20 protein-coding genes and 1 pseudogene are annotated in these 20,982 nt (G+C 62.2%); 14 read left to right on the plus strand and 7 right to left on the minus strand.

Translation table 11 applies throughout. The annotated features are described in order from the left end of the window. Window positions 1-148 precede the first annotated feature (148 nt). The 4 genes and pseudogenes from DDF70_RS14155 to DDF70_RS14170 form a co-directional block, all read right to left on the minus strand. A pseudogene (locus DDF70_RS14155) lies at window positions 149-1,476 on the minus strand (DNA-packaging protein). After that, entirely contained in the window at window positions 1,409-1,957 is a 549-nt protein-coding gene (locus DDF70_RS14160; protein WP_114945505.1) for a hypothetical protein, read from the minus strand. Before DDF70_RS14160 ends, DDF70_RS14155 begins: the two are co-directional and overlap by 68 nt. Before the next feature lie 268 nt (window positions 1,958-2,225). Beyond that, a complete protein-coding gene (locus tag DDF70_RS14165; protein ID WP_114945506.1) occupies window positions 2,226-2,810 on the minus strand; it encodes an acyloxyacyl hydrolase in 585 nt (194 codons plus the stop codon). 534 nt (window positions 2,811-3,344) lie between these two features. Further along, a complete protein-coding gene (locus DDF70_RS14170) occupies window positions 3,345-4,376 on the minus strand; it encodes an endonuclease/exonuclease/phosphatase family protein (protein ID WP_114945507.1) in 1,032 nt (343 codons plus the stop codon). 159 nt (window positions 4,377-4,535) lie between these two features. Here DDF70_RS14170 and DDF70_RS14175 point away from each other — a divergent pair, with 159 nt between their 5' ends. The 6 genes from DDF70_RS14175 (at window position 4,536) to DDF70_RS14200 (ending at window position 10,197) form a co-directional block, all read left to right on the plus strand. After that, window positions 4,536-4,730 (plus strand): hypothetical protein, encoded by a 195-nt coding sequence (locus DDF70_RS14175; protein WP_114945508.1) that lies wholly within the window; start codon window positions 4,536-4,538, stop codon window positions 4,728-4,730. Window positions 4,731-4,865: 135 nt separating this feature from the next. Then, the gene (locus DDF70_RS14180) at window positions 4,866-6,347 is read left to right on the plus strand and encodes a sensor histidine kinase (RefSeq protein ID WP_245435489.1); all 1,482 of its coding nucleotides are present in this window, start codon (window positions 4,866-4,868) and stop codon (window positions 6,345-6,347) included. Window positions 6,348-6,483: 136 nt separating this feature from the next. Continuing rightward, the gene (locus tag DDF70_RS14185; RefSeq protein ID WP_114945510.1) at window positions 6,484-7,572 is read left to right on the plus strand and encodes a TRAP transporter substrate-binding protein; all 1,089 of its coding nucleotides are present in this window, start codon (window positions 6,484-6,486) and stop codon (window positions 7,570-7,572) included. A gap of 159 nt (window positions 7,573-7,731) precedes the next feature. Continuing rightward, window positions 7,732-8,322, plus strand: coding sequence for a DUF2939 domain-containing protein (locus DDF70_RS14190; protein ID WP_114945511.1), 591 nt, complete (start codon window positions 7,732-7,734; stop codon window positions 8,320-8,322). 86 nt (window positions 8,323-8,408) lie between these two features. Beyond that, window positions 8,409-8,720: a YMGG-like glycine zipper-containing protein gene (locus tag DDF70_RS14195; protein ID WP_114945512.1), complete on the plus strand. Its 312-nt coding sequence runs from the start codon at window positions 8,409-8,411 to the stop codon at window positions 8,718-8,720. 385 nt (window positions 8,721-9,105) lie between these two features. Then, a complete protein-coding gene (locus DDF70_RS14200; RefSeq protein WP_114945513.1) occupies window positions 9,106-10,197 on the plus strand; it encodes an AI-2E family transporter in 1,092 nt (363 codons plus the stop codon). Between the two features lie 275 nt (window positions 10,198-10,472). Here DDF70_RS14200 and DDF70_RS14210 read toward each other — a convergent pair whose 3' ends face one another. Next, complete coding sequence (locus DDF70_RS14210; protein ID WP_114945515.1) at window positions 10,473-11,867, minus strand: M10 family metallopeptidase; 1,395 nt, start codon at window positions 11,865-11,867, stop codon at window positions 10,473-10,475. A gap of 246 nt (window positions 11,868-12,113) precedes the next feature. Next, a complete protein-coding gene (locus tag DDF70_RS14215) occupies window positions 12,114-12,617 on the minus strand; it encodes a YcgN family cysteine cluster protein (protein ID WP_114945516.1) in 504 nt (167 codons plus the stop codon). A 212-nt stretch (window positions 12,618-12,829) separates the two neighbouring features. Between DDF70_RS14215 and DDF70_RS14220 the strand changes: the two genes are divergently transcribed. From DDF70_RS14220 to DDF70_RS14235, 4 genes are read left to right on the plus strand one after another with little or no spacing between them, the layout of a single operon-like run. Then, entirely contained in the window at window positions 12,830-15,040 is a 2,211-nt protein-coding gene (locus DDF70_RS14220) for a transglycosylase domain-containing protein (protein WP_114945517.1), read from the plus strand. Between the two features lie 21 nt (window positions 15,041-15,061). Then, window positions 15,062-15,712 carry a DUF1214 domain-containing protein gene (locus DDF70_RS14225; RefSeq protein WP_162820403.1) on the plus strand — a complete coding sequence of 217 codons (651 nt, stop codon included), beginning with the start codon at window positions 15,062-15,064 and terminating at the stop codon, window positions 15,710-15,712. Continuing rightward, window positions 15,709-16,272 (plus strand): DUF1254 domain-containing protein, encoded by a 564-nt coding sequence (locus DDF70_RS14230; protein WP_114945519.1) that lies wholly within the window; start codon window positions 15,709-15,711, stop codon window positions 16,270-16,272. Before DDF70_RS14225 ends, DDF70_RS14230 begins: the two co-directional genes overlap by 4 nt. Window positions 16,273-16,277: 5 nt before the next feature. After that, window positions 16,278-16,787: a GNAT family N-acetyltransferase gene (locus DDF70_RS14235; protein ID WP_114945520.1), complete on the plus strand. Its 510-nt coding sequence runs from the start codon at window positions 16,278-16,280 to the stop codon at window positions 16,785-16,787. A 33-nt stretch (window positions 16,788-16,820) separates the two neighbouring features. Here DDF70_RS14235 and DDF70_RS14240 read toward each other — a convergent pair whose 3' ends face one another. Next, window positions 16,821-17,024 (minus strand): hypothetical protein, encoded by a 204-nt coding sequence (locus tag DDF70_RS14240; protein ID WP_009493969.1) that lies wholly within the window; start codon window positions 17,022-17,024, stop codon window positions 16,821-16,823. Window positions 17,025-17,273: 249 nt separating this feature from the next. On the opposite strand from DDF70_RS14240, the gene DDF70_RS14245 reads away from it, so the two are divergent. The 4 genes from DDF70_RS14245 to DDF70_RS14260 all read left to right on the plus strand — a co-directional run bounded on the left by DDF70_RS14245 (window position 17,274) and on the right by DDF70_RS14260 (window position 20,982). Further along, window positions 17,274-18,290, plus strand: a complete 1,017-nt coding sequence (locus DDF70_RS14245) for a hypothetical protein (RefSeq protein ID WP_114945521.1) — start codon at window positions 17,274-17,276, stop codon at window positions 18,288-18,290. 115 nt (window positions 18,291-18,405) lie between these two features. Further along, on the plus strand, window positions 18,406-18,990 hold the full coding sequence (locus DDF70_RS14250; protein WP_114945522.1) for a carboxymuconolactone decarboxylase family protein: 585 nt from the start codon (window positions 18,406-18,408) through the stop codon (window positions 18,988-18,990). 164 nt (window positions 18,991-19,154) lie between these two features. Next, window positions 19,155-19,733, plus strand: a complete 579-nt coding sequence (locus DDF70_RS14255; RefSeq protein ID WP_114945523.1) for a TetR/AcrR family transcriptional regulator — start codon at window positions 19,155-19,157, stop codon at window positions 19,731-19,733. A 22-nt stretch (window positions 19,734-19,755) separates the two neighbouring features. Further along, window positions 19,756-20,982: a multidrug effflux MFS transporter gene (locus DDF70_RS14260; protein ID WP_114945524.1), complete on the plus strand. Its 1,227-nt coding sequence runs from the start codon at window positions 19,756-19,758 to the stop codon at window positions 20,980-20,982.

Consider the following 20,982-nt stretch of genomic DNA (forward strand, 5'->3'; position numbering starts at 1 on the left):
GGGCCGCGAAGCGGAACCCGGAACCCATAGACACCACGGCCTCAGGAAAAGGCGAGCGACATCGCACCTCATTCTGCATCGTCGGCGGTTATGGGTTCCGGGTTCTCGCCTTGCTCGCCCCGGAATGACAGGCACGCATCTCGTTCGATCACAGCACCCGCACCCGCGGCTCCCGCTTCTCCCGCAGCATCAGCTCGGTCAGAGCCCAGACGAGCGCATCCATGCGGTCGGGAGAGCGGCCGGAGGTGAGACCGCCGGGGCCGAAGTCGCAGAGTTCATCCTCGAGCTCCGGCAGCGCGCCCACATGGCGCACGCGGCTCTGCGCGTAGAGCACGGAAACCGGCTCGGCGCGCAGATATTTGCCGCGCGTCGCACGTACGCCGATGACGGGCACGGAGGAGTCGACCTCCCGGATCACGCCGGTCGCCATCTCGCCGCCCTGGTTCGTCTCGACGACGAGCGCGTCGGCCTCGAGGCGCCGGTAGAGCGCCACGGCTTTCGCGGCCCAGTCCGGCGGCTTGAGATGCGGGGCCGTCGCATCCTCGAGCACATAGGCGATGCCGTTCTCATCCATGCCCGCCGCAACGACCCGCAGGAGTCGGCGCGTTTCGACGACGAGGCGGGCGGATCTACAGCAACGACGATGCGAGCAAGCGTCGGAGCGGCGGCAACCCGGTTCGCTTCGATCACGTCGCGGGTCCACAAGGCGTCCGGACGATCCTCGATGATGTCGCCATCGAGCTCCTGCCGCCCCAGACGCGTACCGGCATAGCGGCGCATGACCGTATCGAGAAAGACGGGCGCCAGGTTCTCCGCATTGTCGGACGTACGCACCCGCGACACCGCCACCGACGGATCGGCGAGGAAGCGCTTGATGAGCGGGATCGGCCGCGGGGTCGTCGTCACGATTTGGCGCGGATGCGCGCCGAGGCGAAGGCCGAATTGCAGCATGTCCCAGGTCTCCTCCACGTGCTTCCACTTGGCGAGCTCGTCGGCCCAGGCCGCGTCGAATTGCGGTCCGCGCAGGGAATCCGGATCCTCGGCCGAGAACACGTGCGCGACCGCGCCGTTCGCCCATTCGAGCTTGCGCAGGGACGGCGACCAGGCGGGGCGTTCATGGCGCGCATGGATGGAGAGAATGCCCGCAGGACCTTCCACCATCACGTTGCGCGCATCGGAAAACGTCTCGCCGATCAGCGCGATGCGCCGTGACGCTTGATGAGCGAAATCGGGAGCACCTAGCGCGATGCCGCGCACCCATTCGGCGCCGGTGCGGGTCTTGCCCGCCCCTCGCCCGCCGAGCATCAGCCAGGTCGTCCAGGGACCGTGCTCGCGCGCGAGGCCGGGCAGCCGCTGCTCGGGCCGGCAGCGGATCGGCCAATGGCGCAGGACCTGTTCGAAATCGTGTTCAGACCAGGATGCCGTCGCATCCGCGAGCCTCCTCTTCCGCAATAACCCGGTTAAGATGGTGAGCAAGTTCGTCGCGCAGCTCGTGAAGGCTGCGTCTTGGTTTGTCGTGATGCTCGCTGTCATCGAGCGGTGAGCCTTCCTGTTCCAGCAGGGCCCGGGCGGCCGCCAGCGTCCTGGCATAGGAGGCGAGCCGTCGGGCCGTCTTGTCGTGATCCTTGGCGCGTCCGGTGCGCTGCTCGTCCATGAGCGCGTCGATCTGCACCCGGGTGGCCTGTGCGAGAGCCCGTGCGGCATCGTTCACGGACGCTTCCGCGGCCTTGTGAAGGCCCGCGACGCCGCCCTCGTCCTTGGCGGCCTTGCTCAAGGCGTTCTCCTTGAGCGCGGCTTGGCGCGGCGGCCAACCCCAGCGCTGGCGCATCCGCACGAAGGTGCCTGCGCTGACGCCGAGAAGTTTTTGAATGTCCGGCAGATTCTTGTTCGGCTCGCGGGCATAGATTTCCCAGGCCTGCTGCCTCAGCTCGTCGGCGATTTCGATTCTCTGACGCATTGGTAAGCCAATAAAAAACCGCCCAGGCGGAGGCTCTGGGCGGTGGAGGAACACCGATACCGTGATGCGGGGGCTGCATTCACACTTCGTCAGTGTTCACGTTTTGTACTCCAAGAGCGTCACGCTGTCAAGGTGATTTTGAAACATTGTGAAAATCCTGAAGCGTCGGACCTAGGAGCGGGCCCGATGTTCCTTCTCCGGGCTGGCGCAGCGTGCGGAAATCCGGATCCCCTTCCGTTGCGCGGCCCTTCGGATCGGCAAGATGCGGTTAGAACGTATACCCTACCCGCACGCCCACATTGGTGAGGCCGCGGTTGTTCGAGCAGAGGCCGCCGTTCGAGAGGTGCTCGACCGTCGCCATGAGGCTCCAGTTCGTGGTCAGCCGGACGCCCACGGATCCCGATTCACGAAACAGAGCCGTGCAGCCGAGTGCCTCGCGGTTGGGCGACACCGGATCATTTTCACCGTTGTGAACGGCCCCGCCGATGGTGGCTTCAACGAACACGATCGGGGTGATGTCATAGGTCCATGTCAGGCCCGCATAGCCGAAGCTCGTCCGGCCGCTCAGGTTGATGCTGCCGCCCAAGTGGAAGCGGGGGATGAGAAAGTTGAGAGCAGGATCGGCCGCCGTCCACGGCCGAACCGAAAGCACCTCGCCGGTGAGATTGGCCGTGTCGCTCTCCGGCCCTGTGGGATCCTGGGCCGAGGCACCGAATCGGAGTTCGGACACGAAGGCCGGAGACGCGGTCGCGAGGGCGGGAAGACGGGAGGGAGGCGACGGGCTTAGATCAGCGGCAAGTGCCTGCGTCCCAATGGCCAGCGCCGCGACAGCCCCGATGAAAAGTCTGCACATAACCGCCTCGCGATTCAATCGATTCGGAAGCTTAAGCGCCGAAACTGTCCTTGGCAGTACCAGATGAGACCCAGGCCAACGAAATCCGTCTCATGATGCCTTTGGGTAACAAGGCAAGAGCCGCCTTCGAGCGACGAGAGGCCGATCAATGCAGTGCCGGACGTGAATTCGCGTTCACGTCCGATGCTGTCGATGCAGTGGGGCTTGCACCGTCTCCTCGCGCCTATTGCGGGATGCGATGACAGCCGAAGGAGCCAGTCGCTTCCTCGCCGAATTCCTTCCCATCGGCGGGACGTTTCCGGAAAGTTCTCCCATACGCATCATCCAAGGATGATGTTACGCGTCATACCGATCAAAATCGGAACATATGGAAAATCAAACCAAAACATCTGGCGGGCATCATGAAGTTATACCGTATGCTGATGCAGCCGATCAGCCATGCACAAGCGCAGCCTTACTTAGGTATATTACAAAGACATGATCCGGCGGCGCACCGTAAGCGGCGCTTTACTCGGACCACGCTGAACCACTCGCTCACCGGAAGCTCACGTCGACTGTGATCATCTCGTGATCCGACACGGCCCTGCCCTGTGCGTCCCGCGCCGGCACGATCTGCGGATTCGTCGCAGCGAGGCCGCGCACGACCAACCAGTCTAGCTTTCCGAAGGGCGGCTCGTGTTTGTTCGTCGGACCGGGCGTCTGAGTCGGCAGGGCGAGATTCGCATGCCGCCACTCGAAGCCTGCCTCCCGCAGGTCGGCGAACAGAGGTTCGTCGCGCTCGGGGGCATCAAGCAGACGTTGCCGTTCATCCGCTCCTCGCGGCAAGGCCTTGGTGTTGAAATCTCCGCCGATGACGCAAGGCTCGTTGGGAGCGATCGCGTCGAGAGCCCTCAGAAGGGCCTGTATCTGCGCCCGGCGGTCTGCCGCGTCGGTCTTGCTTTCGAGATGAGTGCCGACGATCCAGAGCGGCGCGGGAGCCCCGGAGACACGGGCGGCCAGCGCCATCCGCCCGCCGACCCGCCGCTGCGCGCCCTTGAAGCCTGAGAACCACAATCCACTCTCTTCGAGGGGGATCAGGTGCGGCGTCTCCAGGGCCAAAGCGGTTACGATGGCGTTGCCGTGGAGGCTGCAGGCGTTCTGCTCACCAGCATGGGCACGCATCTCCTCGTGGTCGCCGAGATCGAGTTCCACGAACTCGACGCCGAAGAGATAGCCCTCTCCCGTCCCGGCGACGAGATCCCGGATAGTGTGCGTATTGCCGGACCGGGCCATGCCGAGATCAACCTCGCTGAACAACGCGATGTCGGCACTGGCGCGGCTCATGAGATGGCGAACCGCCGGCCGATTTCTCATCCGCTCAGAATTGAACGCCGCGATTCGCAGCGAACCGGGCATGGGAAGCGCTTGCGCGGGTGGCCCCTGTTCGATGCCGTGAAAGGCGGGAATGCGCACGAGGAGCGCCCGATGGGCCTCCTGGCCCCGGCTCGTGGCCTGCCGCGCATCCTCCAGGATCGAGGCTTCCGGAGCCTCGAGTTTCGGGACCACCTCATGGATGACAGGGCGCATGGAGCGGACGGTGCGAAAAAATTGATCGAAGATCAGGAATTAGGGCACTTTGCACTTGCCGTAACGACACATCTCAGGAATCTTTCCGGTCAAGCTTAGGAACTTATTGGGACCTAAGCCGTTATGTGTGCGCATCAAGCTTCGCAGGGGAGAAGGCCCATGATCTTTTGGGCTGCTGTTTCCGCGCTCGTCATGGGCGCTTTCGCTTATATGGGCGACCCCTCTTCCATTCTCGTAAGCGTGGCCGAGATCGGTGGCGTCATTGCTATTTTCATGCTGATCTGCGCCGCTGAAGTCTTCAGCATTCCGAAAAACCCAAACTTCGACAAGAGCCAGGCCCAGCCCGAATCCTGATCCTTTCGGACCAGACGAATCGAAGTTACGGGCGGAAGCGGCGAGACATCGAAAAAGCCGGAACGACCACCCTCATCTTGAAACGTAGGAACGTTGCCATAACTTCCGCTCCGTGGTTTAGTTCCATGAATGAAGATGCCAGGCACCGCTTTGCCCTCAACCGTCGATTTGGAGCAACTCACCGGCGACTTCGCCGCCTCGGTCTCCGAACGATCCAAAGGTACACTGGACGGTGCCCTGCAGCAGGCCCTTGCGCGCACGATCGAAGCGAAGGTGCAGACTCAGATCTCGGTAGTGCTGGAAGGCATCGGGGATGCCTTCTATTCCCTCGATGAAGAATGGCGGTTCAGCTATATCAACCGTGCGGCGGAGAGCTATTTCGGCGCGCCTCGCCATTCCATGCTGCGCAAGGTGATCTGGGACGTCTTCCCCGAATCCGAGGGTACCGACCTGAGGCGGCGCTACGAGGAGGTGTTCGCCTCCGGGCGGTCCCTGTCCTTCGAGGCAGAAACCGTGGGGCGCCGGGGGCACTATCTGGAATTTCACGTTTTTCCCTATATGGGCGGCCTCGGCGTCAGCTTCCGCGACTGGACGGAGCGCCGCCGTGCCGAGGAGGAAATGCGCGAGCGCCAGGCGCAGATCAGTGCCCTGGCCGACAATCTCCCCCTGGGGATGGTCTATCAGATGGATAACGGCGTCGGCTATGAAGGCCGGCGCTTCATCTACGTCTCTGCCAGCTGCGAGCGGCTGAACGGCATCCCGGCGGAACAGGTCCCGGGCGATCCGAGCCTTCTCTTCAATCTCATCCTCCCCGAGTTCCGCGAGTCCGTCTATCGTGCGCAGGTGGAGGCGCATGCCCGGCTCAAGCCTCTCGACATCGAGTTCGCCATTCGCCATGCGAAGACCGGCGAGATCCGCTGGCAGCGGATCGTCGACGCGCCGCGCCGGCTGCCGGACGGCAATATCGTCTGGGACGGGATCCAGATCGACATCACCGATCAGAAGCGCGCCGAAGAGCATCAGCGCCTCCTGCTCAACGAGCTGAACCATCGGGTGAAGAACACGCTCGCCACCGTCCAGTCGCTTGCGGCGCAAAGCTTCCGCGGCATCGGAGCGCAAGACATTCAGTCCCTGCCTTCCGCATGCGCGACCTTCGAGGCGCGCCTGTTCGCCCTCGCCCGCGCCCATGACGTGCTGACACGGGAGAACTGGGAAGGGGCCGACTTTTCGGACGTTCTCGCCGAGGCCTGCACGCCCTACCGCTCCACCGGGGCGGAGTGCCGCCGCATCGAGGTCGAAGGGCCCGATCTGCGGGTGTCGCCGTCGATCGCCCTCAGCGTCTCGATGGTTCTGCACGAGCTTTTCACCAATGCCCTCAAGTATGGCGCCTTGAGCAACGGATCGGGCAGCGTCCGCATTTCCTGGTCGATCCTCGCCGGCTCACGCCTGTCGATGCGCTGGGAGGAGAGAGGCGGCCCTCCGGTAGAGCCCCCGTCCCGCAAGGGTTTCGGATCGCGGCTCATCCAGGATGGTCTGGCCCGGGAGCTGAACGGCACCGTGGTCCTGAACTACGATCCGGACGGGGTCGTCTGCACCGTCGACGTGCCGCTTTCGTGAGCATGATCAAGCACGTTTTCAAAAGGCGCATAGATCATTAGTCGATACAACCGTCAGGCTTCTTGCGGATGCAACCTAATTTAGTGTCAATAGGGCGCAAGTGACGAAAGTCACGGTCCAGAGAGGAAAAAAAGCAATGAAACGTCGTCAGTTTATGCAGGCCGCAGCGGTGGGTGCCGCCGCGACCGCCGTGGCCGCCCCGGCCATTGCCCAGTCCATGCCGGAATTGAAGTGGCGCCTGCAGTCGGGCTTCCCCAAGTCCCTCGACACCATCTACGGCGCGGCCGAAGTGATCGCGAAGTTCGTCTCCGAAGCGACCGACGGCAAGTTCCAGATCCAGCCCTTCGCGGCCGGTGAAATCGTCGGTCAGCCGCAGATCGCGGACGCCGTCGGCAACGGCACGGTCGAACTCGGCCACACCTGCTCCTATTACTATTTCGGCAAGGATCCGACCTTCGCCCTCGGCACGGCGGCCCCCTTCGGCCTCAATGCCCGCCAGATGAACGCCTGGCTCTACCAGGGCGGCGGCAACGACCTGCTGAACGAGTTCTACGCCAAGCACAACCTGTACGGCATGCCCGCCGGCAACACGGGCGTGCAGATGGGCGGCTGGTACCGTAAGGAGATCAAGACCGTCGAGGACCTGAAGGGCCTCAAGATCCGCATCGCCGGCATCGCTGGTCTCGTGATGCAGAAGCTCGGCGCCGTGCCGCAGCAGATCCCCGGCGGCGACATCTATCCGTCGCTCGAGCGCGGCACTATCGATGCCGCCGAGTGGGTCGGTCCCTACGACGACGAGAAGCTCGGCTTCTCGAAAGTGGCGCCGTACTACTACTATCCGGGCTTCTGGGAGGGTGGTCCCGCGATCCATCTCTTCGTCAACCAGGGCAAGTGGAAAGAACTCCCGAAGGCGTATCAGGCGATCCTGACCGCGGCCGCCGGCTACGCCAACAACGACATGCTGGCCAAGTACGACGCCAGGAACCCGGCCGCTCTGCGCCGCCTGCTCGGCTCCGGCACGCAGCTGCGTCCCTTCTCGCAGGAGATCCTCGAGGCCGCCTACAAGGCAACCAATGAGGTCTTCGATGAAGTCTCTGCCAAGAACGCCGACTTCAAGAAGGTCATCGACTCGGTCAAGGCTTTCCGGAACGAAGAATATCTCTGGTTCCAAGTGGCCGAATACGCCTACGACACCTTCATGATCCGCGCCCGCGCCCGCGGCTGATCTTACTTAAGTCCAATCCTGAAAAGGGCGACCTTCCGGTCGCCCTTTTTTGTTGCGCTCATCATCCCCACATCAGCACATTCCGGACGGGACACCGTCCTCCACGGCTTCAACTCCACGGCAAGCCAGTCCCTTCAATTCAACGGTACGGCCTGAACGATGCGCTGGACTCTCCGGATCAGCTTTCTTCTCTTTCTGGCTTGGGCCATCTTCATGGTCTCACCCTTCGTTGCGCTCTACGATTTGTCCAAAGCTGTCGAAGCCAGGGACGTGGCCCGGATCACGGAACGGGTGAACTTCAACGCGCTTCGCGCCTCCCTCGCCCGACAGATTTTAGGCGAGTACCTGAAGACGCAGGATCTCGGAGGGCTGGACCGGCAGGCAGCGGCCCAGGCCGGAACCGCAACGCTCAACCCTGTTCTCGAGGAACTCATCACGCCCCAGGCTCTCATCGACCTCCTCGACGATGGGCAGTTGCAGCAATCCGCCGGAGCGGCCGTGGCTGGCGGGATTTTCTTTCCTCTTACCTTCGATGCCGCGTCTTTCGAAAAGGCTTGGCGAACATTCATCCTCTCAGAGTCGCAAGGCTTTCGCTCCATCACCGTCCCGCTTCCAGCTGATGAGCCGAAGGATCGGCAGTTCAGGATCACGCTCCGCCTGAGCAGCACCACATGGCGACTGACCGGCATAGAACTCCCTGAACCGCTTAGAAAAGAACTGACCAAGCGCGCATCATCCGCGACGAAGTAGAAAGCCTCGCTCCGATCCTAATCTCCGGAACCTGGAGCATAAGATAGTCGTTTCCGCTCAACGATTATCTGATGCAGGAACGAGTTATGCGTAAACTTACCTTCACGGCCACCGCCGTTTCTCTCTTATTCGCGCCACAACTTGCTTCAGCACAGGATGGTACGGCTACGGGCATCGCAACCGGCGCCGTGACCGGCGCCATTGTCGGCGGCCCCGTAGGTGCAGTGGTTGGCGCAGGCGTGGGCGGCATCGCGGGAGGTCTAGCCGAGCAGAACGCCCGGAACCAGGCTCGCCCGAACGTCGTGGTTCCCGATGCGACGACGACCGGTTCCATTAGACAACGGACCTGTTCGGTTGACGCCCACGGGAATCAGGCTTGCACGGAGATTGTCCGATAATGGACACAGGATCCCGACGAAAAGCCCGCCTGCGTTAACAGGCGGGCTTTTCGTTACGCGGGACTAAAAATTCAGGCACTTCCTCTTCCATGGATAAGAGTATTGATAAGGCTCATCAATGGATGAACAGCCAACCAACCATGGCAACCGGGAATACAGTGCCTAGAATAAAACAGATGACTTGTGAGGTCATTTCCATTCCCTCCATGAAACGACAACCGCGAATATCGGAATACGTTCCGTGGAGACATTTACTTCATTGAATTAGAAACAGAGTAATATGGAAATACGAGATAAATATTGAAGTGGACATACATCTTCACCGGCGAAGGGAACCGAGCTCGGCCGCTTTGATTGTCACAGGGTCGAAGGTGAGGCGTAAACGATGGATGATCAGAACCGTTCCGTTCGGGGCTTTATGGGAGACGCCGAATTCGTTCGCAAAACCCTCATCGTACTCGGTATCGGAGCGCTGGCCTTCCTGCTGTGGAAGCTGTCGGATGTTCTCCTCCTCGCCTTCGGTGCCGTCCTCGTGGCGATCCTGCTGCACGCAGCCTCGGATGCACTCGTGCGCTATCTCAGGGTTCCTGAGCGCTGGAGCCTGACCATTGCCAGCCTCGTCATCTTCGCGCTGTTCCTCGCCATCATCGCGCTCTTCGGAACGCAGGTGCGATCTCAATTCTCGAACGTGGTCGAACAGCTCCCCCTCGCCATCGACAACTTCGCCAAGCAGCTCGGCCTCGGCGCCGTCAGCGACGACTTGTCGGAGATCATGAGCAATGCGCCAGTCGGAGGAATGGCCGCCCGCCTGGCCGGGATCGGCGGCGCTATTCTCGATGGACTTGCCGACTTCGCCCTGGTTGTGATTGCGGGCCTTTACATTGCAGCCGCGCCGCGCCTCTACAAGCAGGGCTTCGTCAAGCTCTTTCCCATTCGCCACCATGCCCGCGTGGAAAGTTCGCTGCAGGCATCCGGGCAGGCCCTGAGGCTGTGGCTCACGGCCCAGCTGATCGCCATGTCCTGCGTGGCGATCCTCTCGACCATCGCCTTCTGGCTGATCGGATTGCCCTCGGCCATCGCACTCGGCCTCATTGCCGGCTTGGCCGATTTCATCCCGTTTCTCGGCCCGATCCTGGGGGCGCTGCCCGCTGTTCTGATTGCCTTCGGGGTGAGCGGAGAGACGGCGCTTTGGACCGTGCTCGCGGTCATCGCGATTCAGCAGATTGAAGGCAACGTCATCTTTCCCCTCGTGGCGCGAAGCGTCATCAGCATCCCTCCCGCTTTGGCATTGTTTGCAATCCTCATCGGCAGTGCCCTTTTCGGCGCATTCGGCCTGATCTTCGGCTTCCCATTGGCAGTGGTTGCCTATGTTCTCGTCAAGAAGCTCTATGTCCGTGAGACTCTCGGCGAACACACCGAAGTTCCTGGGGAGCGCGGTGGCGACAAACAGGAAACGAGTGCGCAATCTTCGGACTAGCCCATGTACGGCTAGCCCATGTACGGAACGTCAGGATTGCGGTTTTGGAATAGGGTTCGAATGCCGCGGCTTCGGCTCTTCGACCATACGGAAATGCACGGGTGGCGATTTCCAATCGGCTGGCAGCTGAAGCGGAACGGTGCAGGTGGTCAGCAGACTCCGCCCTTCACCGTTCCGGACTTCGAATACGAACCCGGGACGTTCCATCTGCGCGCAGTTTCGCCATTGGTCGAAATCGATCCAATCGTTCATTGGCGCATCCTCATGGGCTTTTATCAGAGATAAAGGTCAGCGGATGTCAGCGTCGACACGCCCGTGACGTTGATGCGGAAATCCGCGATCCTGTCGCCGTTCACATCTCCCGCCAGCACGCTTCCTGTGAAATTCAACTGGCCGGCATGACCCGTGAAAGCCGCACCTCCGATAAACGAAAATCCCTGATCTCCACTGCTTGTCGTGTTGGCATCGATGGTGCGCAGATCGATATGATCGGTGCCGCGCACGAAATCCTGGATCGTATCGCGGGCACTAGAGAGAGAATCACTGCGGGAATTGAAGTCGAAGATGTCCGCACCGCTTCCCCCGAAGAGCGTATCGGCTCCGGCGTTGCCTTCGAGGATGTCTGCTCCGTCGAGACCGTACAGCTTATCCGCCCCCGCACCGCCAACGAGGTGGTTTTTGCCTTCGTTGCCGGTCAATGAATCGTTGCCTGAGCCACCCACGGCGTTCTCGATGAGAGAGCGCGTGTCGCCATGATAGAGCAACGCATTGGCAATGTTGCCGACAGCGATCTTGGAGCCGTCCCAATGCAGCTTCGCAAGCTGCGCGGTGGATGTCTTGGTCCACTCTCCCGGGCGCAGGTCGACCTTGAGATTGGTCGTGTAATTCGAGAGATTGTAAGTGTCGTTGCCACCACCGTCCCAAATGGTCAGGAAAATCCTGTTGTCTTCAGGTTCTCCCTGGCCGATCCCATTGATGGCCATCTCGCCCGTCGTCGCATTCCAGGTATAGGTGGTGTTTCCACTGTTCGTCGTGTAATTCGCGCCGTATATGTGTTGTATGGCCGCGATGTCGTACATCATCAATGACTGCGCATATCCCCCGGCCTCATTCGTGTACCCGGCACTCGTCGAGCCTCCGACATAGGAGCGGTAGCTCATGACCGTGTACTCCAACGAGTCCCGGTTCTGCGGCATGATGTTGCTGCCGTCATGCGGATGCTCGAGGCCAAGCGCGTGCCCGAGTTCATGCATGAAGACCATGAAGCCGTAGGTGCCCTTCGCGGTGTCGGCGAAATATCCGTTGGAGCGGTTTAACCAGACATCCCCACCCTCGGCGTCCGTCGAGGGGAAATACGCCCATGCTGTCGAGGTTGCGTCCGACATGGCAAAGCGCAAATCGGCATGCCGCGTTGCAGTCTCACCCAGCTGGGTGAAGGTCAGATTCGCAACCGAAGCGTAGGATTTCAGGGCACTGCGGGCGGCTGCCTGTTGATCTGCGTCGAGGCTGCCGAAATTGGTAACGTTCTCCGCTCCGCCGTACGAATTTCCGTAATACGAACCTCTAGAAGGAAAGCTGTAGGTTAAACTGTTGACCGCCCATTTAAAATTACCAAGAAGCCCATCGACGTAAGCATTTCCAGTCAGCTCATAAGTAGCAATAGCAGGCATAAATCCACCCTAATTGGAAACTAATCTTAAAAATATGAGTCAGAACTTACCTAGGACCGATGAGGGTTGCCTTTGCACGCGATGCTGGCAATTACTCCAAAGGAGGTATGTCCCGGTTTCCTGAGCGGATTTTATTGCAGGCGTGCCGTTATCATGCAGCGACTTTTCGTGTCCTCTCCTAGGGTGGGGCACGATCGCGTTAGAATTTCGCAAGGTCCGGGTCTGCGACGCTTTGCCCCCGAACGTTCATTCCTTTCGGACGCTAGGATCCTCCAGCGGCCAATCGGTAATCCGTTCCAGGAGTTCAGCGATCGTGAAGTCTTCCTCCGGTCCGGCAACCCGGTCGCGGACGGAGATCCCCGCCGCATGCACCGTCTCGGGATCACCTGAAACCAGCGGGTGCCACCAATAGAGATCGTGCCCCTCGGCCAGAAGCCTGTAGGCGCAGGTATTCGGCAGCCAGGAGAGGCTTCGCACGGCCGCGGGCGTCAGGCGCACGCAGTCGGCCACCTTGGCCTGGCGGTTCGCGTAATCTCTGCAGCGACAGGTCTGATCGTTCAGGAGGGTGCAGCCCACATCCGTGTACATCACCTCGGCCGTATCCTCGTCCTCGAGCTTGACGAGACAGCAGCGACCGCAGCCGTCGCACAGGCTCTCCCATTCATCCAGGCTCATGGCTTCAAGCGACTTCACGCGCCAGAAGGGCTGCCCTTCCGGCTGGGGGCGAGCGAGGGGTGCGGCATTTGGCATGTGGGCGCTTTGACGTCTCTTTGAGGCGGTTTCAGGGAAGGTGCTAAGCCGCACATCGGGCAGCCTATCCTTCGGAAGAGGTAAATCTCTGTGAACCTACAAACAAGGTTCTGAGTTATATATATCGGCATCGCCACGCTTCGGCGTTGCCGATAGAACGTTCGAATATCATAAACTAGGCAGGTCAGGCCCTGACCTGCTCGAGGACCGTCGTGAGTCAGAAGCCCCCAATTCCTCTTATGACGCGGATCAAGCGCGGCGCGCTGTGGTTCGACGCGTGGCTCAACTCCACGCTGTACCAGAGCGGACGCGGGCTCGGCGGCGCGTGGGGCTGGTACTCGGAAAAAATGAAGTGCCTGCGGTTTCGCGGCCCTCTTCGCGGCATCCTCGACCTGACCAGCGAGGCTACGACTCTCGGCGTAGCGGGCGGCATCGTCATGCTGGCGCTCGCCCTCCCGGCCTTCCGGGAGACGGAGGACGACTGGCTCAAGACCCAGGATCTCGCCGTCACCTTCCTCGACCGCTATGGCCAGGAGGTCGGGCGGCGGGGCCTCCACCTGGACGATTCCTACAAGCTTGAGGATTTCCCGGACTACATGGTCAAGGCCGCGCTGGCGACGGAGGATCGGCGCTTCTACGATCACTGGGGCATCGACCCGATTGGCACCTTGCGCGCCCTCGTGGTGAACGCCCAGGGCGGGGGCGTCGTGCAGGGCGGCTCGTCCATCACCCAGCAGCTGGCCAAGAACCTCTTCCTTACCAACGAGCGCTCCCTGGAGCGCAAGATCAAGGAAGCTTTCCTGGCGGTCTGGCTCGAGTTTCACCTGACCAAGGACGAGATCCTCAAGCTCTATCTTGACCGCGCCTATATGGGCGGCGGCGCACACGGCGTGGTGGCGGCAGCGGACTACTATTTCGGGAAGCCGGCCAAGGAGTTGACCCTGGCGGAATCCGCCATGCTGGCCGGCCTGTTCAAGGCTCCGACCAAATATGCCCCGCACGTGAACCTGCCGGCGGCTCGCGCCCGGGCGAACGAGGTTCTGCGCAACATGGTCGAGGCCGGTTTCCTGACGGAAGGCCAGATCCAGACGGCACGACGCAATCCCGCGACTCCGGTCAACCGCCAGCGCGAGACGACCCCGGACTTCTATCTCGATTGGGCATTCGATCAGGTGAAAGCGCTCGCTGCCGAAAAGAAATTCGGCCACGAACGGGTGCTGATCGTAAAGACCCCGCTCGACACGGCGCTCCAGCGGCATACGGAGGAGACGCTGGAGAACATGCTCCGCCAGCACGGCCGCCAGTACAAAGCCGACCAAGGGGCGATCGTGGTTATGGACGTGGACGGCGCCGTCCGCACCATCGTCGGTGGGCGGGATTACGGCCAGAGCCAGTTCAACCGCGCCACGGCGGGGCTGCGCCAGCCAGGCTCGTCCTTCAAACCCTTCGTCTATGCAGCGGCCCTGACCACCAATCCGAAGCTGCGGCCCAACTCCACCGTCGTCGACCGGCCGATCTGCCTCGGCAACTGGTGTCCGCAGAACTACGGCCGCTCCTTCGCCGGCGCCATGCCTCTGGTTTCGGCCCTGGCCCGCTCGATCAACTCGATCCCGGTCCAAATGTCCGTCGAAATCGGCAAGGGCAACGCCAAGGCGGGCCGCGCCGTGATCGTCGATACGGCCAAGCGCATGGGCCTCACCCACCCGCTGACGGATTCGAGCTCGCTGCCCATCGGTGCGGCCGAGGTCACGCCCATCGACATGGCCGCCTCCTACGCGGTCTTTGCCAATGGCGGCAAACGCGCAGACCCCTATGCCGCCTGGGAGGTCCGCAACTCTTCGGGCGAGGTCATCTACCGGCACGACCGGGACACGCCGCCCAAGCAGGTGCTCGACACCCGTGTCGTCACCGACATGAACTTCATGCTCAACAAGGTGGTCGAGGAAGGCACCGGCAAGCGCGCTGCGCTTGAAGGCATTCCGACGGCAGGAAAAACCGGCACCACCAACGGCTACAAGGATGCATGGTTCGTGGGCTTTACCGGCAACCTCGTCGCCAGCGTCTGGTACGGCAATGACGATTCCCGCCCCATGAACGAGATGACCGGCGGCACCCTGCCGGCGATGACATGGCACGAAGTGATGAGCCTCGCTCACCAGAACCTGGAGATCCGCCCCATCCCCGGCGCGAGCCCGGCCAATGCTTTCCGTGTCGCCTCTTCGAAGGGACCGGCGGCCGATCAGGCGCAGGCCCCCGCCCAATCCTTCCTTGCCGGCACTCTTTCCCGTAAGTCCTACGAAGTCCTTGGCGGCATCGGCACCCTGTTCCAGTCTGTCGACCGTTCCGCGACGACGGGCAAGGCTCCGGAAGCTCCGGGCGGCTCCGCTGCCGTGGATGGCCGTCGCCAGGTAGCGATGCCCTAACCCATGCAGACAGAGGCTCACTTGACGAACGCTCCGGCGGCCGCTTCGATGCGCGCGCCATCGAATCCGCTATCGCCCGTGACCGTGAGACGCGTCCCGACAGCCATTCTCATCGTCTATGCGCTGCTTCTGGCGCTGGGACTAGGCTTGGGTTCCGCCTACTGGGCCATCAATGGCGACCCGCCTTTCGGCAGCCTGCGGCTCGGGCCTTGGCAGGCATGGCCCAAGCTCGGCTCGCCGGAGGCGGATCCCTACATGCGCGCGATCCTGGCGCGGCGCGGCGACGTTCCGCTGGCGACAGGAGAAGGACTGGGCTTCACCGCCCGGACCGACAGTGAGGGTCGGCCACTCGATTCCACCTGTACTTATACCATCGGGACGATCGCCCCCATCGCACGGCTCTGGACGGTGACCCTCTACGACGCAGACGGGCGTCTTCCCATCACCGAGCTTGGACGCAGAAACTTCACCTCGGCCGACGTGCTCCGGGATTCGCAAGACCGTTTCATCATCGCCCTGTCCCGCACTCTGCAGCCGGGCAACTGGCTCCAACTGCCCGCGTCGGGGCCCTTCACGGTCACGCTGCGTCTCTACGATCCCCCGGGGGCCGCCGGGGCCAATCTCGAGGAAGCCGATTTTCCCGTCATCAAGCGTCTGGGGTGCGGAGCATGAGAGGGTTTTCTCGTTTCCTGGTCGCGACCCTCTGCGGCATCGTGATGGCCGCAGGGGTTCACATCGTGGCGATCCTCGCGAGTCCCTATCTTGCGGACCGGGATGCGTTCGCAAAGGTCCAGGCGACCCTGACGGCCGATAAGGCGCAGATCATCAGCGCGCCAGGCGGTGAGAATACCTGGCTTCCGCAGCCGGACCCGGCCACTGCCGTGGCAACCTGCGCCTTCGATCTCCGCAATGGTCCCATGCGCATCGCGGCTCAGACCGGTTCGCTCCCCTTGTCCTTCTCCTTCCACAAGGAATCGGGCGGTGTCTTCTTTGCGGTCACGGACCGCGCAGCTGTTCGGAACGAGCTTGAGATCGTCACGCTGACCGCCCGCCAGCTCGACGAGGCGCGCGCCGCCGAGGATGAAAACGACCCCTCGCGCGATGTGCGGATCGTCTCCCCTGAACAGCAGGGGTTCGTCATCGTGCGTGTCGCGGCTCCCAGCCCCAGCCTGCGGCCTCAGGCGGAAGAGGCGGCAAAGGCTGTCACCTGCACGGCGGATCAGGATCCCTGACCGTCATGCCCTGGCGCCCGATGACGTCCCAGGATCTCGCCCAGGTGCAGGTTCTCGCGGACTCGATCCATGTCGATCATCCGGAAGATCCCGAAGTGCTGGCCGAGCGCCGTCGCCTCTATCCGCAGGGCTGCTTCATGTTGGTCGAGGACGGACGTCCGATCGGCTATGCGCTCACCCATCCCTGGCGTCTGGGCGAACCGCCGCCCCTGAATGAACTGCTCGGCAAACTCCCTGAGGCGCCTACCACTTATTACATCCACGATGTCGCCCTGCTGCCGATCGCGAGAGGCAAGGGTCATGCTGCGCAGGCTGCGAACAAGCTGATCGAACACGCCCGGGCAGGAGGTTTCAGCAATCTGTCGCTTGTTGCCGTCAACAGGTCTCAGGCGTTCTGGGAGAGGGTCGGCTTTCGTGTTCTGGACAAGCCGGGCCTGGAAGCGAAGCTCGCGAGCTATGGGCCGGATGCGGTGCTCATGGTGCACGATCTGGCAAGCCCGAACCGTGACGCCTAACGGCGTCCTGTCATCATGAAATCAGAATACGAACTAGGAGCGGCGACGGCCGGGGCTGTTGGACGCCAGCGGACGGGAAGGTCCTGGATTGGGAGAAGGCCGCTCGTAGCGAACGCCCGTAAACAGCAGGATCTCGCCTCGAGGCTCATCGGCTGCCAGGATCGGGCGTTGCGGCCGCTCCGCGCTATCCGGAAAAGCGATCACCACTCCCGGCGATCTGGTCCAGATATCTCGCATTTCGCCCTCCTCTATCGTGCCATTGCTGTCTCTACGCCTGACTCACAAAAGGAGATCTATGGTTAACAGTTCGTTGCCGCCGGGGTTTGCGCATCAGAAAAATGCCCGCCCTGACAAGAAAACAACACTCGCTGCCGCGCTTCAGTTCCTCGCGCGAAACCCTTAATTCCCGAGCCCTTCACGTCCGTTAAAGATGCGCTAAGGGGCCCACCCTAACCTGAGATCAGTTGTGTTGAAGCGAGTACGAGCATGGCGTCGTCTCCACGTCCGGACTTTTGGTCGGACCTGTCGGGTTTCGGATCGTCGGACAACTCTTCCGATGCACGCGCCGCTCTCCTGAAAGTGAACGCGGAGATGTTCGTCGCCGCGGCGGCGCGCGACCGCGAGAGCATCGAAACCTTCGAATCCCTCGTTCTCGGCTTCCTGCCGAAGACCGACGCCACGACCCGGCGCGACCTCGCCCTCATCCTGAAGCCGTGTCCGGACACGCCGGCATCCATTCTGGATTATCTGGCTCGGCACTCGCCAGAGGCCGTCAACGTCCATTATGACCACGCCGTGCATCCGTCATATCCCTTCGGTGAGAGGCAACTTGCCACGCCGGAAGGACGTCTTGCCCTCGCGTCGCAGCCGGATCTTGATCCGGCGACGATCCACAAGCTCCTGGTTCTGAGAGAGGATGCTGTCGAGGACGTGCTCGCGGCCAATCCCGCTTTTCTTCCCGATACCGCACATTTCGCGGATCTGTTGCGGCGGGCCCGTCGACGTCCCGCCCTCGCCACGATCCTTCTCGACCGCGCCGACCTCCCGACCGCCGCTCAGGCCGCCCTGTATCTGGCGGCATCCAGGGAGCGCCGAGAGGCGATCCGGGAACGTATAGCAGCCTCCCTGGCCCATCGGCGCGTGAGCCTGACGTTCACGCTGACCGAGCAGGACCGAGCCGACCTCCTGGCAGCGAGCCTCAAGGGCGACGACCACAGATTGGAGACGATCCTGACTGCCCTCTTCGGATTTCCGGCATCCACGGAGTGGCGCCTGCTCGCAATCGGGCGTCACCGCCTTCTTGCTCTCGCGCTGAATGTTCTGGGCGTGACACGGAGGGATGCGATCGGGATCTTCCTTAACCTGCACCCTGCCCTGTCCTATCCTTTTTCCGCCATCAGACCTTTGGTGCAGGAAATGCGGGATGTCCCGGGGCCCGTCGCGCTCGCCCTCATCGAATGCATTTTGGACGTCAGGACGCTCTCGGGAGAGGCGCTCGCTTAGACCGCCGAGCAAACGGTCCGACGTACCTCACCTTAAGATCCAAGCTCAGGGTGGATGCAGGCTCAACCGGAATTCTGCTAGATTGTTCGTACTGGCGATCTGACTGGAGGCCCGGATGTTCCTGCAGATCATTGAGGAAGAAGACGCAACCGGCGAAGTCGCGGAAATCTACGAGAAGCAGAGAGCGCAACTTGGTTTCGTCATGGAAGCCGCGAAGTGTTTCACGGCCCGGCCCGACCTGTTGCCGATCTACACGGCTTTCTCCGACCGCATCCGCGCCGGCTTCTCGCTCGGCCTACGAGAGTGGCGCCTGATCACGCTGATCGCTGCGAAGCACATCCCTTCCACCTATTGCTCCCATGTCTACAGCAGGCAGCTTACCGACGATCTCGGATCGAAGGACGCCGTCCTCGCCGTTCAGCGGGACTTCCGAGCCGCTGGCTTGTCGGACAAGGATGTTGCGATGCTAGCCTATGCGGAAAAGATCGTTCGGGACGCATCCCGAATCTCCCCGGCGGATATCGAACGCCTGAGACAGGTCGGTTTCTCGGATCGGCAGATCTGTGACATCGCCCTTTGCGCCTCCTTCCGGTGCTTCGTCAGCCGCTTTTTCGACGCGATGGGCGCAGGCACCGAAGCGGCCTTCCTCGATGAGGATGAGGAGTTTCGGACGACCATGAGCGTTGGCCGCCCGCTCTGAAGCGGCGGCGCTTCTACCCAGCATCGACTCGTGCATCGTCCAAGCCTGAGCTTCGCTCCGGCTCGCCGGCGTCGCGCCATTTTAGATGATGCTCGACATTTATCCTTGCATTTAAATGTTGATCATCATATATCCTCCGACATCAACCTGATGGGAGAGCCCCGATGCGGGTCAGCCGGGAGCAGGCGGACAAAAACCGCGAGCACGTCATCGATGTCGCCAGCCGCCTCTTCCGGGAGCGCGGTTTCGAGGGGATCGGGGTTTCCGATCTGATGAAGGAGGCCGGCCTGACCCATGGCGGCTTCTATGGCCAATTCGATTCGAAAGAAGATCTGAAGGTTCAGGCGAGCCGCCGTGCTCTCTCCGGGAACAAGGACCGATGGGCCCAAGTCCTCGCCGAGACGCCGAGCGAGAAGCTGGCGGCTCTTGCGCGCTTCTACCTGTCGGAGGCGCACCGGGACCGGCGCGGGGAAGGCTGTGCGCTGGCGGCCCTGGGCGCAGAAGCGCCGCGCTCCTCCGTCGAACTTCAGGCCGCGTTCCGGGATGGCCTTGAAGGCTATCTGGAGCTGCTCGACGGCATCGTGCCGGAATCCGCCAGCGAAGAAGATCGGCGCAGCAAGTCGATCTCGGCCTTGTCGACGATGGTCGGCGCCCTCGTGCTGTCCCGGGCCGTCGGCGACGAGGCGCTCTCGCGGACAATCCTCTCCGCCGCGGCCAATGAGATCGCCGCCCGGTCGGAATAGCCCTCAATCTACCTGCAGGAGAATGTCTGTGTCCGTCATCGAGACTTTACCAGCAGAGGCGGCTCAGCCCGCCACGGAGAGCAAATTGACGGGAGGGCTTCTCACCCTCCTGGCAGGGTTGGCGGCCATCGGGGCTCTCTCCACGAACATCATTCTCCCGTCCTTCCCGTCGATCGGCGCGGCACTGAACATTCCGGCGCGCGATCTCAGCCTGACGCTCTCGAGCTTCTTCATCGCTTTCGCTGTCGGGCAGCTCCTCGTCGGCCCCCTGTCTGACCGATATGGCCGCCGATGGTTCGTGCTCGGCGGCCTCACGATCTTCATCGTCGGCAGCGCGATCTGCGGTGGAGCCGAAAGCTTCACGATGCTGATCGTTGGGCGCATCGTCCAGGCGCTGGGCGTCTGCGCGGCATCCGTTCTCTCCCGCGCGATCGCGCGGGATCTCTTCGATGGAGAAGCGCTCGCGAGGGCCCTGTCGCTGACCATGGTGGCCATGGCGGCCGCGCCCGGCTTTTCTCCCCTGATCGGCAGTGCGCTCGATGCGCAATTCGGCTGGCGTGCGGCCTTCGTCGTGGTCGGCGCTCTCGGCGCCATCCTGGCAGCCGTCTATGCACTCGGCACCGGCGAGACACATCCTGCCGACCGCCGTTCGGCCGCCTCGCTCTCGGCCACGATGCGCGATTATGCTCGGCTTCTGGCGGACACGCGATTCATTTTCCCAGCCCTTGCCGTCAGCCTCATCATCGGTGGCCTTTACGCCTTCTTCGCTGCGGCGCCCGCCATTCTGATGACGAGCCTCGGCCTTACTTCGCTGCAGCTCGGCCTGTTCTTCGCAACAACGGTGTTCGTCGTCTTCGCCGGTGGATTGCTGGCCCCGCGCCTAGCGCATAAATGGGGGGCGAGGCCCGTCGCTATCAGCGGCATCATACTGGCAATGCTTGGCGGCGGCCTCTTGCTTGCCCTGAGCGCGGCACCAACCTTTCCTGGCTTTTCAGCAGCGATTGCGGTCTTCCTGCTCGGCATGGGACTGGTCAATCCGCTCGGCACGGCCATCACATTGCACCCGTTCGGTCAGCAGGCCGGCTTAGCCTCCGCGCTTCTCGGGTTTCTGCAAATGGCCTGCGCGGCTGCCGGCACCGCCCTCACCACCGCTCTTCCCTTATCGCCGGTCGGCGCGCTGAGCGTCATCCTCTCCGGCGGCTCGGCCCTCGCCCTCTTCGTCTTCCTTCGCAAGCATGGAAAGGCTTAA

This window comes from Microvirga calopogonii (assembly GCF_003347665.1).
Lineage (GTDB): Bacteria > Pseudomonadota > Alphaproteobacteria > Rhizobiales > Beijerinckiaceae > Microvirga > Microvirga calopogonii.

Bases quoted from the DNA above. Each gene is read 5' to 3' on its own strand.
- DDF70_RS14160 (WP_114945505.1), bottom strand. From the start codon at position 1,957: ATGCGTCAGAGAATCGAAATCGCCGACGAGCTGAGGCAGCAGGCCTGG.
- DDF70_RS14165 (WP_114945506.1), bottom strand. From the start codon at position 2,810: ATGTGCAGACTTTTCATCGGGGCTGTCGCGGCGCTGGCCATTGGGACG.
- DDF70_RS14170 (WP_114945507.1), bottom strand. From the start codon at position 4,376: ATGCGCCCTGTCATCCATGAGGTGGTCCCGAAACTCGAGGCTCCGGAA.
- DDF70_RS14175 (WP_114945508.1), top strand. From the start codon at position 4,536: ATGATCTTTTGGGCTGCTGTTTCCGCGCTCGTCATGGGCGCTTTCGCT.
- DDF70_RS14180 (WP_245435489.1), top strand. From the start codon at position 4,866: ATGCCAGGCACCGCTTTGCCCTCAACCGTCGATTTGGAGCAACTCACC.
- DDF70_RS14185 (WP_114945510.1), top strand. From the start codon at position 6,484: ATGAAACGTCGTCAGTTTATGCAGGCCGCAGCGGTGGGTGCCGCCGCG.
- DDF70_RS14190 (WP_114945511.1), top strand. From the start codon at position 7,732: ATGCGCTGGACTCTCCGGATCAGCTTTCTTCTCTTTCTGGCTTGGGCC.
- DDF70_RS14195 (WP_114945512.1), top strand. From the start codon at position 8,409: ATGCGTAAACTTACCTTCACGGCCACCGCCGTTTCTCTCTTATTCGCG.
- DDF70_RS14200 (WP_114945513.1), top strand. From the start codon at position 9,106: ATGGATGATCAGAACCGTTCCGTTCGGGGCTTTATGGGAGACGCCGAA.
- DDF70_RS14210 (WP_114945515.1), bottom strand. From the start codon at position 11,867: ATGCCTGCTATTGCTACTTATGAGCTGACTGGAAATGCTTACGTCGAT.
- DDF70_RS14215 (WP_114945516.1), bottom strand. From the start codon at position 12,617: ATGCCAAATGCCGCACCCCTCGCTCGCCCCCAGCCGGAAGGGCAGCCC.
- DDF70_RS14230 (WP_114945519.1), top strand. From the start codon at position 15,709: ATGAGAGGGTTTTCTCGTTTCCTGGTCGCGACCCTCTGCGGCATCGTG.
- DDF70_RS14235 (WP_114945520.1), top strand. From the start codon at position 16,278: ATGCCCTGGCGCCCGATGACGTCCCAGGATCTCGCCCAGGTGCAGGTT.
- DDF70_RS14240 (WP_009493969.1), bottom strand. From the start codon at position 17,024: ATGCGAGATATCTGGACCAGATCGCCGGGAGTGGTGATCGCTTTTCCG.
- DDF70_RS14245 (WP_114945521.1), top strand. From the start codon at position 17,274: ATGGCGTCGTCTCCACGTCCGGACTTTTGGTCGGACCTGTCGGGTTTC.
- DDF70_RS14250 (WP_114945522.1), top strand. From the start codon at position 18,406: ATGTTCCTGCAGATCATTGAGGAAGAAGACGCAACCGGCGAAGTCGCG.
- DDF70_RS14255 (WP_114945523.1), top strand. From the start codon at position 19,155: ATGCGGGTCAGCCGGGAGCAGGCGGACAAAAACCGCGAGCACGTCATC.
- DDF70_RS14260 (WP_114945524.1), top strand. From the start codon at position 19,756: ATGTCTGTGTCCGTCATCGAGACTTTACCAGCAGAGGCGGCTCAGCCC.